The organism is Enterococcus sp. FZMF (assembly GCF_030263915.1).
In the GTDB taxonomy this organism is placed as follows: Bacteria; Bacillota; Bacilli; order Lactobacillales; family Enterococcaceae; genus Enterococcus_D; species Enterococcus_D casseliflavus.
On record NZ_CP127160.1, the window covers coordinates 730,493 to 743,094 of the forward strand.

Here is a 12,602-nt window from a genome sequence, read left to right on the forward strand (position 1 = left end):
TTGATAGTGAGCATAAACTTAATATACGCTAGTTAGTTTACAAGTGCAAACTAAAAAAGTATGATGTGTCGTCTCTGAAATTCTCCCTGATTCAAGTCATAACCAGAGTACATATCGGTTATTTTTTGATTCCATATTTTTTCCTTTATGTGCTGAGGATTAAGGGGTACCAATTGTAATTGCGCGTTATATGGTCTTTGTTTAGAATCGCTCTCCAAAAAGCCAATTTTTTGCATAGAATTTTAGATGTGGTACCATTTATTAGAATTATTATAAATAAGAAGTAGGTATCATTGTTTTAGTAAAAAGACTAGGAGGAATGGAAGATGGAAATAGACTACAAGGATCATGGGAAGAAGCCGTATATCATTAATATTGAAGACGCCACCACAGGAAATGATAATTACCGGACGACCATTTGGACAGGCAGTAAACTGCAAGTCACCGTAATGTCCATTCAACCGGGCGATGACATCGGTTTGGAAGTGCACGAAGGCATTGACCAATTTATCCGTATTGAAGAAGGAGAAGGCGTGTGTAAAATGGGGCCTTCTAAAGATAACTTACATGTTCAACAAAAAGTGATGGATGATGACGCCGTATTTGTTCCGGCGGACATGTGGCACAACATCGAAAACACCGGTGATAAGCCGCTCAGACTGTATACCATTTATGCTGGTCCAGATCACCTTGAAGGAACGGTTCACCCTACTCATGAAGACGCCAAAAACGATCCAAACGAACACTGAGGTACACTAGGATGAAACAAAAGCCCTGCACCCGTATGGATGGTCCACTGGTGCAGGGCTTTTTTATAAAGGAGAGATGTGGTATGAGTGATTCATTGTTTCAATTAGAGAAGGTTGGTTTTCAGGCAAACGGAAACCAAATCTTTCAAGATATCTCTTTTACAGTAAACAAAGGGGAAGTGATTGTTTTTTCTGGTCCTTCTGGAAGTGGAAAAAGTACCCTTTTGAAATTAATTGGTACGCTGCTTTCCCCAACTTCCGGAAAAATTTATTATCGAGGTACGGATCTGCAAAAAATCGATCCTGTGGAGTATAGAAAAGAAGTCTCTTATTTCTTTCAAAACGCTTCTCTATTCGATGAGACAGTTCAAGAGAACTTGTCTTTTCCTGCCCGCATAAGAGAAGAAGGATTTGATCGGGAACGTGCAAAAAAATTGTTAGAACGAGTTCAAATACCTGAAACTTACTTATCGAAAGAGGTCAAGGAACTATCAGGAGGGGAAAAACAACGGGTTGCATTGGTCCGAAATTTGATGTATCAACCGAAAGTGTTGCTCCTGGATGAAGTTACCAGTTCATTGGACCAAGAAAACAGAGCGATTGTCCTTGATTTAGTCCGAGACATGATGAAAGACCAACAAACTACGGTGTTGGCCGTCACTCACAACCAGGAAGAAATCGACCAAGCTTCTCGTCTGATTACTATCAAAGGTGGAAAAATGGAGGAATCGAAATGACAAACAATTTGGAAATCAGTAATCTTTCTTTGCTTTTATCCTCTGTCCTCTTGATAGTTGCCTTGTTGATTGATTACAAAGAGAAATTGGGATTAGGAAACGACATTTTTATTGCGGGAATTCGCGCTGTCGTTCAATTATTCCTTATTGGATATGTATTGAGCTACGTATTACGAGTGGATAACAACTTTCTCACTTTAGCGATGGTTTTGTTCATTGTGTTCAACGCTTCTTATAACGCCCATACACGCAGTGAGGGGATCAACCGCTCTTTTAAAATTTCAACGACGGCTATTGGAGTAGGAACAGCCTTGTCCTTACTCATTCTTGTTTTTTCAGGAGTCATTGACTGGTCCCCTTCCCAAATCGTTCCAATTACAGGCATGATTGCCAGCAACGCCATGACTGCGATTGGAGTGACCTATCGGTCTTTGAATTCAAAATTTACGGACCAACGCCAACAGGTATTGGAAAAATTGGCATTGGGAGCCAATAAAAAACAAGCGTCCATGAGTATTGTAAGAGAAAGCGTCAAAACGGGCATGGCTCCTTCTATTGACCGAACAAAAACGGTTGGACTTGTCAGCCTACCAGGTATGATGTCAGGGTTGATTTTTGCGGGAATTGATCCTGTTCAAGCGATTCGTTACCAAATTGTTGTGATGTTTATGTTGATTTCAGTTACTGCGATTTCTTCGTTTATTGCTAGTTATATGGCTTACCGTGAGTTTTATAACAATCGCAGTCAATTAATTATATGATTTGGGATGATACACTACTCTTAAAACCAGTGGTTACAATTTTATGTAGTTAAAAGAAGACCTCACGAGAATAATTGCAAAAAGAACTTCATTTTTTAAGGAAGAAGGATATTTTTGTCATCGAATCTTTGGAACGACTAGGGCGAAACTATGATGAAATTTTTTATATAGTGCAGCAACTGGATTGATTGAATCCTTTAATAAGCAAATCAAGAAATACAGCCACCGCAAGGAACAGTTCCAAAATGAAGAGTCGATGGAACGTTTCTTAGTCTCGTCTTTTGATACTCACAACCAAAAATTCCTAGGTCGCAGTCATAAAGGTTTCCAACAGGCCGAAGGCGAGCTCGAACAAATGCTGAGTCAACCGATGGAGAATTAGAAACAATCTACAGTAGGAAAGAACCATTTACACAAAATTATTGACGCTCCCAAGCTAAAACTCCTATTAATCGATCTACTAAAAATAAATAAAAAATTCTTTTCAATTTTTATTTATGGTATGACATAAATAAAGTAAAGTTATTCTTCTAGGTTAATCTTATTAATACTCTTTCTCACTAGTGTTGCATGCAACACTAGTGAGAAAGAGCATTAAATATACTGCAAGGCAAGACATTTGGTAATTGAAGAATAACAAGCAAAAAAATAGCAGTCAGGTCTCTTGACAAAGTATAGTTGCTATTCTTTTTTTAGGCCCTACTTTAATGAAATTTTTGTTTGGAGGGAACGACTTCATTCCTTTGATTATTTCAGTTGAATTTAATAGAGAAGCCTGGCGTCTATTAAGAAATACTTTTCTTGATGAGCGTCAATTTTTTTAACGGAAATCTATCCTATACTAAATTCAGTAAAGAAAAAGGAGGAATCAAAGAAAGCTATTTTAAACAAACCAAAATTATAGGAGGAATAAATCATGACTGAAAATAAAGCTACTCAAGAAAGAACACCCCAAGAAAGATTGCAAGAAGAACAAGAACACAAGGAACATGTTCATCATACGAAAATTAATGCAGCGGCCATTGCGGATCATCTTTTAGGCAACATGCATACATTACATGTGAAACTGCACCAATATCACTGGTATGTAAAAGGAGCCAATTTCTTTACGTTGCATGAAAAATTTGAAGAGTTGTATAACGAAAATGAAAAATGGTTCGACAAACTTGCGGAGCGTCTAATTACTTCTGGGCATAAACCTGCTTCGACAACGGTTGAATTTGAAAAATATTCGATGCTTTCGGAAGATGCAGTTAATAAATACGCTAAAGCAGAAGACATGGTTGAAAATATTATCGAGGACTTCAGAAGCACTCGTGACCTAACTATTCGCGCGATTCGTTTAGCTCAAGACGAGGGTGACGATGCTTTAGAAGATACATTGATTGCTTTTAAAAATGACTTAGACAAGAACATTTGGATGCTGCAAGCGTTCATTGGTAAAGAAGCATTAGAAGATGATGACGCTCTTGATGAGGATGAAGATTAAGGTAAAAGTAGAAGCTGATTTAGGGATTGGAATTCTTTCCAGTCCTTTTTCCATTTTCTTGATGTGCATCAATTTTTTTGTAGTAAGAGACTTATATAATAAAAGCAGCGAATATAAACAAAATAAATAAAGGGGGAGAATGAATTGACTAAACATACCCATCATGAAATTGGCGACCACGCAGCCTGTATCCGCTTGGTTCCAATATTCAATCACTTAGAGGATAGCGCGATGAATTACATTGCTGAAAAAGCCCACACGAAACAGTATCAAAAAGGAGAGTTTCTGTTTCGTTCACAAGAAAAAGAGGATACTTTATATATTATCAATCGTGGGAAAATCCGTATTTATCGATTGGCAGACTCTGGCAAAGAGCAGCTAGTGCGGATCTTGAACCCTGGTGATTTCACCGGAGAATGGACCTTGTTCAACCCGGATGCAGTACACGAGGAATATGCCGAAGCAACCCGAGATACCGTTGTCTGTATGATTCAGCAAAAAGATGTCCAAGATTTTCTGGAACAATACCCAGCTATTTCTTTAAAACTATTGGCGGAAATGTCTAAACGGTTAGAAAGTTCAGAACGTCAAACGACACAAGTAGCCTTGGAGAGTGTCATTACCCGTTTAGTTTTGTTTTTGGCAGAAAATGTGGAACCTGAAATGGGCAACTCTCCCACCATCACCCTGCCGATGGAAAAAAAGGACATTGCTTCCTATTTAGGAACGACACCCGAGACCATCAGTCGCAAATTTGGAGAATTGGAGGACGAGGGATTGATTCAACAGCTGTCTGGGAAAAGGATCAAGATTCAGGATTTAGATGATTTATTGCTTTACAGCGAATAATCGGACACACTTTTTTCTACACGTTGGTGTTCTGTCGCTCTTCATTAACAACGGGACAGAACTCAGTGCTTTTGCTTCCATCTGTCCGTTTTTGGCTTTTTTAAGACAGAACGACCTTCATTCATTGGAAAAATAAAAGCACAAACATGATAACCCTCAAGTTTTTTTGTTTTATTTTTCTTTAAGATAGGGTTGTCGAACAAAACGTAAAAATAAGTAGGGGTGAATGTGCATTATTTTTGGGTGATAGTTGCCATCACGTTGTCAGCAGCGGGTGCATTCTTTGTCGTCCCTTTCACCAAGAACACGATTGGCGGCGAAGCAAAAACGTCTAACGTTGTTGAGGCAGATAGGTTAGCTATGGAAAAAGAAGAGGAAGTTGTAAAAGGAGCCGGCGTAATCGGACACGGAAAAGTGGCGTATTACGAAGCGAGTGACCAGGGAGATAAAAGTGTATTCACTGTTTGGTTTCCATGGAGCTTAGCCGGAATCTTGTTCAGCATCACCATGACTAGAATGACGCGAAAAATTGAAGAAATGGAGCAAATAGAATGGAATTCGTATTAGGCGTTTTGAATCCCCATGCGGTGGAGATTGGTTCTGTTGTGATTCATTGGTATGGAGTCATTATTGCAGCGGGCATATTAGCGGCTCTCCAGTTGAGCACCAAGGAAGCAAAGAAAAAAGGACTGGAAGAGGATACCATTATCGATATGGCCTTATGGGCAATTCCGATTGGACTCCTCGGCGCTCGGCTTTATTATGTGTTATTTGAACTTGGTTATTATCTGCAAAATCCAGGACAAATCCTTGCGATTTGGAATGGCGGCATTGCGATTTATGGGGGATTGATTGCAGGAGGGGGTACGCTATATTGGTATGCAAAGAAAAAAGGTACTTCTTTGGCACTCGTTCTTGATATTTTAGCGCCCAATGTATTGTTAGCCCAGTCCATTGGTCGTTGGGGCAATTTTATGAATCAGGAAGCTCATGGTGGACCGGTTACTCGTCAATTCTTGGAAAATCTTTATTTACCTGAATTTATCATTGAACAAATGAATATCAATGGTACCTACTACCATCCGACTTTTTTATACGAGTCATTGTGGAGTTTGTTGGGCTTTGTCCTCATCGTCACTATACGGAACCGAAAACAGCTTTTGCGTCAAGGAGAAGTCGCTTTGAGTTACGTTTTGTGGTACTCAGTGGGTCGGTTCTTCATTGAAGGTATGCGAACGGACAGTTTATGGATTGGCGAGTAGATCCGCGTTTCACAAGCCTTGTCTCTGGCCCTGTTTATTGGCGCGATTGTAGTATGGTTTATACGCAGACAAGACTATCCACCAATTTATTATTATTCTGATGGCAATAAGGGGCAGAAAAAGACTATTAAGATGGTGAATTGAGCAAAAAGATAAAAAGAAGTGCAAAACTTGATATGCGTCAATTTTCGTTTGCTAAAAGGGAGCTATACTACAGTTGTAAAGAGGAAAAGGCAGTGTTCATTAATCTGCTGCCGATAAAATAAAAACACATAAAGGAGATAGGAATTATGGAAAAAGCTATATTGCAATTAGAAACGTTGTCTTGTCCAAGTTGTATGCAAAAAATTGAAGGTGCCGTAAAATCAGTTAACGGTGTCGATAAAGACAGCATTAAAGTATTATTCAACTCCAGCAAAGTCAAAGCCAATTTTGATTCAGCTGTCACTTCGATTGAAGAGATTCAAAAAGCTATCGAAAACGTAGGCTATCCGGTCCTTAAAGCAAAAGTCAAGGCCGCTTAACAGATTAAATGAACTAGGCAATTCTGGAAGAAAAGCTATTTTTCCGGGATTGCTTTTTTGTTGCAATCCGATTCGAGGTGCTTAGAAACGATAAAAGAGAACTTTCTAAACTTGATAGCCGTAAATTTTTATTCGATAAAAAGAGGGTATCGTTATAACTGTAAAGAGGAATAAGTGTCATTGAGGCTGTTAGATCAAAAAAATAGTGAGAAGGGACACGTATTTTTTCAAAACTTGATGTCAGTCAATTAATTACTTAGGCAATTATCTTATACTGTGTTTATCAATAAAAGAGAAATTAAATTTGGAGGGAAAAAGCATGCAACAATATATATTAAGCAAGAAAAATGTTATCACCGTCATCAGTGGATTGTTAATCGTACTCGGTTTCTTCAGTCACTTTGTTTTAGAAAACGTAGGACTTTCAGAGTGGTCTTTGATTATCGCCTCTGTCTTTGGGATTACGCCAATTGCCATTCAAGCGTTTCAAGCAATGAAAGTCAAAGTCATCAGTATTGATGTCTTAGTCAGTATTGCAGCGATTGGTGCGCTTTTCATTCAGGATTATGAAGAATCGGCTATTGTCACGTTCTTATTCTTATTCGGACACTACTTGGAACAACGAACATTGAACCAAACGCGATCTGCTATCAAAGAATTGACTGAAATGGCACCCGAAAGCGCCTTGAAACAAATGGATAATGGCGAATTTGAAGAAGTAGAAGTGGATGATATAGATGAAGGGGATATCTTGCTCGTTAAAACGGGTGCGAAAGTTCCAGTGGATGGCACAGTCCTTACGGGCGAAGGGTATATCAATGAAGCTAGCATTACAGGGGAAGCTGTTCCGGTCAACAAGCTAGCTGATGCAGAAGTTTTTGCAGGAACCATTTTAGAAAACGGAACGATTCAAATCAGAGCTGACCGAGTTGGTGAGGACACCACATTTGGAAAAATTATTGAACTCGTGGAAGAAGCACAAGATTCTAAATCCGAAGCGGAACGGTTCATTGATCGCTTTTCTAAATACTACACACCAGCTGTCTTGGTTCTGGCAATTGTTGTATGGGCGTTCAGTCAAAATATTGAGTTAGCAATCACCATCTTGGTTCTAGGTTGCCCAGGCGCATTAGTTATCGGAGTGCCTGTCTCAAACGTTGCCGGTATCGGGAATGGTGCTCGTAACGGTGTTCTTTTAAAAGGGAGTGAAGTCATTCAAGACTTCAGCAATGTGGATACAATTGTATTTGATAAGACAGGTACTTTAACTGTCGGAAACCCAACCGTTGCAGCGACTGAACTGTATGAAAAAGATCCTGCTGAAACGCTTGGCTATCTGGCCAGTGTGGAACGGGAATCAGATCATCCATTAGCAAAAGCGGTCTTAAATCAAATTGGAGAAACAAATTTTTATCCTGTTGAAGGAACTGAAGTCGTGAAAGGCGGCGGAATCGTTTCAAGTGTAGCTGGACATAGAGTGGCTGTTGGGAATGTGGCCTTGATGGAAAAAGAAAATGTCACTCTCAGCAAAAAAGTGCAAAAAGATGTCAAACGGTTTGAACAACAAGGGAACTCTCTCGTTTTGACAGCGGTCGACGGTGAATTAAAAGTACTGATGGGCATTCGCGATCAAGTCCGTCCGGGTGTGAAAGCTAATTTGCAGGAATTAAAAGACTTGGGCGTGAAAAATCTAGTCGTTCTTTCAGGAGATAACCAAGGAACCGTTGATGTGGTCGCCGGCGAACTTGGTTTGACCGAAGCTCACGGCCACATGTTGCCGGAAGACAAATCGGCTTATATTGGAAAACTTCAACAACGTGGTCAAATTGTAGCCTTTGTTGGAGATGGCGTTAACGATAGTCCGTCCTTAGCTTTAGCAGACATTGGAATCGCAATGGGAAGCGGAACGGACGTAGCGATTGAAACATCCGATGTCGTTTTAATGAACTCGAACTTCAGCAACTTGCCTCACGCATTAGGATTAGTAAAAGCCACCGCAAATAATATGAAACAAAATATCGTGATTTCAATTGGAGTAGTGTTGGTCTTGTTGACCAGCGTCTTCTTCAGCGAATGGATGAATATGTCTATCGGAATGTTGGTTCATGAAGGTAGTATCTTGGTGGTAATTTTCAATGGCATGAGATTAATGAAGTATAAGTTGAAAGGTCGAAAAGAACAAAAAGAAGTATCAGCACCTGCAGAGAAAGTAAAAATATCTTAAGAATAAATTAGAAGAGGCTGAGACAATAGTCCATCCTTGAAATGACAAAAGCGGAAACTCAGATTTTTAAATCTGGGATTTTCCGCTTTTTTGAGTTCTTGAAAAAAAAAGAAGAGTATTGTATTAACGGCAGTTGATCGTAAGTTAATTATTTTAATGGGAATCCGTGACCAAGTTCGAGCAGGTGTTAAACAAGACCTACAAAAATTAAAATCACTTGGTGTTAAAAATCTCACTGTATTATCAGGGGATAATCAAGGCACAGTTAATTTAGTTAAAAAGGAGCTAGGATTAACCGAGGCTCATGGCGATATGTTACCTGAGGACAAGCAAGCGTTTCTAAAAGAAAGACAGTCTACTGGTGAAATTATTGCTTTTATTGGTGATGGTGTGAACGATAGCCCTTCTCTAGCTACTGCAGAAGTAGGGATTGCTATGGGAAATGGGACAGATGTGGCTATTGAAAGTTCAGATATTGTTCTAATGAATTCCAATTTTAATCGTCTCCCCCATGCTTTAGGTTTAGCTAAAGGGACATATGCGAATATGAGACAAAATATTCTAATTGCTGTTGGTGTGGTGATAATATTATTGGTTAGTTTAATATTTAGTGAATGGATGTCTATGTCGATAGGTATGTTAGTTCATGAGGCAAGTATTTTAGTAGTTATTTTAAATGCAATGAGATTAAGAAGATATCAATTAAGATAATTGATCTATGTCAATTATCTTAAAAGAAATGTCCTGTATAATTTATTTAAAGGAGTGATAGATATGACTAAAGCAACATTAAAATTAGAAACATTAACTTGTCCATCGTGTTTACAAAAAATTGAAAGTGGTTTAAAACAGACAGCTGGTGTAGAAAAAGATTCTGTAAAAGTACTGTTCAATGCAAGTAAGGTAAAAGTAGATTTTGATGAAGAACAAGTCAATTTGAGTACAATTGAAAGAGCTATTGAAAACCTAGGATATTCAGTTATTAGTTCAAAAGTAAAGGAAGGTGTATAAAATGACAACAGCAAATGAAAGACAAGAAAATTAGCTGCTGAAAAAGCATATAAAGAACACATTCATCATACTAAGATTAATGCTGTAGCTGTCACAGATCATATACTTGCTAATATCCATACCTTACATGTAAAATTACATCAATATCATTGGTATGTGAAAGGCACAAATTTCTATTCATTGCATAGTGTTTTTGAGAATTTATACAATGAGAATGAGACATGGTTTGATAAGATTGCAGAACGTTTACTAGCTTCAGGATTTAAGCCAGCTTCAACAACTACTGAATTTCAGGAATTTACAATAATTTCTGAAGATCCGTCTGAAAAATATTATTCTGCTGAAGAAATGGTCATACAGTTAGTAGAAGATTTTAGGACTAATCGTGAATTTACCGTTCGTGCAATGCGTTTAGCACAAGAAGAAGCAGATGATGCATTAGAAGATTTACTAATTAGTTATAAAGATTACTTAGATATAAATATTTGGCAACTTCAAGCCTTTGTTAACAAGGATGCGTTAGAAGATGATGACTATATAGATAACGATTAATTAGGAGGAAAGCTGTATGGCACACCATCACCACCATAGTCATATAGATTGTATACGTTTAGTTCCGATATTTAATCACCTAAATGAAGAACAAATGAGTTTAATTGCGCAATCAGCGCAAGAAGTACATTATGCAAAGAATGCGTTGTTATTTGGAAATGGTGATAAAGATGACACACTTTATATTATAAATAATGGGCGTGTACGTGTTTATAACTTAAATGAATCTGGTCGTGAACAAACTGTACGCATATTAAATCCTGGTGATTTTATGGGAGAAGTGGCTATTTTTCAAACTGAAAGTTACCATTCTAATTATGCTGAAGCAATATCAGAAGTGAGCATATGTAGAATTCATAAAAAGGATATGGATGACTATTTAGGCGCTTACCCAGAAATTATGAGAAGAATACTATCAGATGTTACGAAACGTTTACAGGTATCAGAAAAGCAAACGATGCAGGTTGGTATGGAGCAAGTAGAGTCTCGTATTATTGATTTTCTATCAGAATACGTTGAAGATGAAGAAAACCATACTTATGTGACTTTACCAATGTCGAAAAAAGATCTAGCCTCGTACTTGGGTACAACCCCAGAAACAATAAGTCGTAAGTTCTCATCATTGGAAGAGAGAGGTTTAATTAAACAGCATACTCAAAAATATGTTGAGATATTTGATTTAGATAAGTTATTATTTGCATCAAGTTAAGTTAAATGGTTCTGTGTCAAATAGTATTGGTCAGCAACACTATTTTTACCAAATGTTGAAAAATGAGGAACAGGATCTTCTAAACTCAAACCTAAAAACCAGCGATAAGCGATATTCACTTCTATTTCTTTTATTGTTTGTCTCATACTTTTAATACCAAATAGATATTGAATCATTGGTAATTTAATTAGAAGAATAGGATCCAAGCTAGGACGTCCTTGGATTTCATCGTATTTCTCTTTAACCAATTCATAAATAAAGGAGAAATCAATACATTAATCTATTTGCCGCAATAAGTGGTCCTGTGGGACCAAGTCTTCAAGAGAAAAGAAACCGATTTGTGCGCGTTTACTCATATCTTGTTTTGAGAGCATCTGGATACACCTCCAATTGATACTCTTATTTTAACGGATAAAAAAAGACAAAGCACTAAAAACTAGTACTTTGTCTACAGTCTGAAAGCCCCATTTAAGGGGCTTTTTTATCTATAAAATAAAGTTCAGAAAAGTCTCAATCGTGCCACTTTCATACATGATGTATAGTCCAAGTGGAATGAATACTAAGGGCACAATGATTCGCTCGTATTTTTCAATTGTCTCGGATATTAACGGAATAGAAGATAGCACCCGACTAAGCTCGCAAAAGATAATTATGCCGATTGCAAACACAAGCAACGCCACGAGGGTCTGTGACCAATCTAACGAAGCAAAATAAGGTATATAGATACCTAAATTATCTCCGCCAGACGCAATTGTCAGCAATGTGACTGTCCAAAACAGTTGATTTGCCTTGCTTTGTTCTAATCTTTCAATAATTTCTTCCTCTTCTTCTTCCTCACCTTCTCCAACAATTGCAAAGCGAATCCCTAAATAGATAGGGATTAAACCAAGCAATCCAACCATCCATGCTTCAGGCACGAAATTGACGACATAAGCAGCAACTAAACTCGCCCCTACAAGTAAGCCAGTTCCTAGATATTGCCCCGCATAAATATGCCATTTCTGTTTATTCTGTGATAGCTGTGCAAATAAAATAATTAAAATAATTAAATAATCGATACTGGTGGAAATATAAACACCAATAGCAGATATGATTGTCTGTCCCATAAAAAAACCTCCAGTATTAGTCAGTAATAAATCAGCAGATTTTAGGAGAGCACAGACACATTAATTTAGCTATCGCTAATGGGTAATGTCGAACGTAGGAAAGCATTTTACTCCTCCTCAAAACGTAGTTACAAAGTAATTTCTAACTGGAATTCGGTGACTACTTCCTTGTAAAGTATAACCCACTATACTTTACAAGGTAAAGTGTGGGCTCTCCGAGGGGTCTTGCAGACGGCTCTGTCGGCTCTTTTGAGCCGAGTATCAGCGCACCCTTATGGTGGCATTTAGCTGATACCTGTTTGACGTTTTGCTACTCTACCTTTTCGGTAGGTATGCAAACCTCAAACCAAAATAAAAACCCCCTTCGACTTTCGTCAGGGGGCTTTTATATTTAAGTGCATTTAATTTTGAAGATTACCCTCAAAATATAGACCAAAAACATCGACATTATTATTAATGGTTTGATGAAAACGAGTGATATTTTTGAACGTAAATTCATCACTATGATTTTCAAAGTATCTTCTTAACTGAATAATATTTTTTAAATCATTATCTGCAACAACAGTTAATAATTCATCTTTAAATTTACCAGTCATCTCTCAAAAATCTCCTAGCTATTTTTCTTCTTT

General features: G+C 37.8%; 12 protein-coding genes and 5 pseudogenes. 14 read left to right on the forward strand and 3 right to left on the reverse strand.

The window, feature by feature from the left end:
- The first annotated feature begins 326 nt into the window (after positions 1-326).
- The 14 genes and pseudogenes from QN079_RS03495 (at position 327) to QN079_RS03560 (ending at position 10,867) form a co-directional block, all read left to right on the forward strand.
- Positions 327-749 (forward strand): cupin domain-containing protein, encoded by a 423-nt coding sequence (locus QN079_RS03495; RefSeq protein ID WP_002307506.1) that lies wholly within the window; start codon positions 327-329, stop codon positions 747-749.
- Positions 750-832: 83 nt separating this feature from the next.
- Positions 833-1,486: an ABC transporter ATP-binding protein gene (locus QN079_RS03500; RefSeq protein WP_118214674.1), complete on the forward strand. Its 654-nt coding sequence runs from the start codon at positions 833-835 to the stop codon at positions 1,484-1,486.
- Positions 1,483-2,247 carry an ABC transporter permease gene (locus QN079_RS03505; protein WP_002318452.1) on the forward strand — a complete coding sequence of 255 codons (765 nt, stop codon included), beginning with the start codon at positions 1,483-1,485 and terminating at the stop codon, positions 2,245-2,247. Before QN079_RS03500 ends, QN079_RS03505 begins: the two co-directional genes overlap by 4 nt.
- Positions 2,248-2,422: 175 nt before the next feature.
- Positions 2,423-2,629 (forward strand): annotated as a pseudogene (locus QN079_RS03510) (IS256 family transposase); the annotation flags it as partial.
- Between the two features lie 534 nt (positions 2,630-3,163).
- Positions 3,164-3,736 carry a Dps family protein gene (locus tag QN079_RS03515; protein WP_002292150.1) on the forward strand — a complete coding sequence of 191 codons (573 nt, stop codon included), beginning with the start codon at positions 3,164-3,166 and terminating at the stop codon, positions 3,734-3,736.
- 144 nt (positions 3,737-3,880) lie between these two features.
- Complete coding sequence (locus QN079_RS03520) at positions 3,881-4,585, forward strand: Crp/Fnr family transcriptional regulator (RefSeq protein ID WP_003125436.1); 705 nt, start codon at positions 3,881-3,883, stop codon at positions 4,583-4,585.
- 228 nt (positions 4,586-4,813) lie between these two features.
- On the forward strand, positions 4,814-5,152 hold the full coding sequence (locus tag QN079_RS03525; protein WP_003102891.1) for a hypothetical protein: 339 nt from the start codon (positions 4,814-4,816) through the stop codon (positions 5,150-5,152).
- Positions 5,137-5,991, forward strand: a pseudogene (gene lgt / locus QN079_RS03530) (prolipoprotein diacylglyceryl transferase). The gene QN079_RS03525 and the pseudogene lgt overlap by 16 nt, the downstream one beginning before the upstream one ends.
- A 146-nt stretch (positions 5,992-6,137) precedes the next feature.
- Positions 6,138-6,371, forward strand: coding sequence for a heavy-metal-associated domain-containing protein (locus tag QN079_RS03535; RefSeq protein ID WP_002292161.1), 234 nt, complete (start codon positions 6,138-6,140; stop codon positions 6,369-6,371).
- Between the two features lie 319 nt (positions 6,372-6,690).
- Positions 6,691-8,595, forward strand: coding sequence for a heavy metal translocating P-type ATPase (locus QN079_RS03540; RefSeq protein WP_289230389.1), 1,905 nt, complete (start codon positions 6,691-6,693; stop codon positions 8,593-8,595).
- A gap of 102 nt (positions 8,596-8,697) precedes the next feature.
- Positions 8,698-9,306, forward strand: a pseudogene (locus QN079_RS03545) (HAD-IC family P-type ATPase); the annotation flags it as partial.
- 63 nt (positions 9,307-9,369) lie between these two features.
- A complete protein-coding gene (locus QN079_RS03550; RefSeq protein ID WP_005225223.1) occupies positions 9,370-9,606 on the forward strand; it encodes a heavy-metal-associated domain-containing protein in 237 nt (78 codons plus the stop codon).
- 1 nt (position 9,607) lies between these two features.
- Positions 9,608-10,158: pseudogene (locus tag QN079_RS03555) on the forward strand (Dps family protein).
- Between the two features lie 16 nt (positions 10,159-10,174).
- Positions 10,175-10,867: a Crp/Fnr family transcriptional regulator gene (locus QN079_RS03560; protein ID WP_005225225.1), complete on the forward strand. Its 693-nt coding sequence runs from the start codon at positions 10,175-10,177 to the stop codon at positions 10,865-10,867.
- 41 nt (positions 10,868-10,908) lie between these two features.
- On the opposite strand, the pseudogene QN079_RS03565 reads toward QN079_RS03560, so the two are convergent.
- From QN079_RS03565 to QN079_RS03575, 3 genes and pseudogenes are all read right to left on the reverse strand, one after another.
- Positions 10,909-11,241: pseudogene (locus tag QN079_RS03565) on the reverse strand (transposase); the annotation flags it as partial.
- Between the two features lie 111 nt (positions 11,242-11,352).
- Entirely contained in the window at positions 11,353-11,973 is a 621-nt protein-coding gene (locus QN079_RS03570; RefSeq protein WP_005237707.1) for a CadD family cadmium resistance transporter, read from the reverse strand.
- A 401-nt stretch (positions 11,974-12,374) separates the two neighbouring features.
- Entirely contained in the window at positions 12,375-12,569 is a 195-nt protein-coding gene (locus QN079_RS03575; protein WP_005225228.1) for a hypothetical protein, read from the reverse strand.
- Between the last annotated feature and the right edge of the window lie 33 nt (positions 12,570-12,602).

Bases quoted from the DNA above. Each gene is read 5' to 3' on its own strand.
- QN079_RS03560 (WP_005225225.1), top strand. From the start codon at position 10,175: ATGGCACACCATCACCACCATAGTCATATAGATTGTATACGTTTAGTT.
- QN079_RS03515 (WP_002292150.1), top strand. From the start codon at position 3,164: ATGACTGAAAATAAAGCTACTCAAGAAAGAACACCCCAAGAAAGATTG.
- QN079_RS03570 (WP_005237707.1), bottom strand. From the start codon at position 11,973: ATGGGACAGACAATCATATCTGCTATTGGTGTTTATATTTCCACCAGT.
- QN079_RS03500 (WP_118214674.1), top strand. From the start codon at position 833: ATGAGTGATTCATTGTTTCAATTAGAGAAGGTTGGTTTTCAGGCAAAC.
- QN079_RS03495 (WP_002307506.1), top strand. From the start codon at position 327: ATGGAAATAGACTACAAGGATCATGGGAAGAAGCCGTATATCATTAAT.
- QN079_RS03505 (WP_002318452.1), top strand. From the start codon at position 1,483: ATGACAAACAATTTGGAAATCAGTAATCTTTCTTTGCTTTTATCCTCT.
- QN079_RS03540 (WP_289230389.1), top strand. From the start codon at position 6,691: ATGCAACAATATATATTAAGCAAGAAAAATGTTATCACCGTCATCAGT.
- QN079_RS03535 (WP_002292161.1), top strand. From the start codon at position 6,138: ATGGAAAAAGCTATATTGCAATTAGAAACGTTGTCTTGTCCAAGTTGT.
- QN079_RS03550 (WP_005225223.1), top strand. From the start codon at position 9,370: ATGACTAAAGCAACATTAAAATTAGAAACATTAACTTGTCCATCGTGT.
- QN079_RS03575 (WP_005225228.1), bottom strand. From the start codon at position 12,569: ATGACTGGTAAATTTAAAGATGAATTATTAACTGTTGTTGCAGATAAT.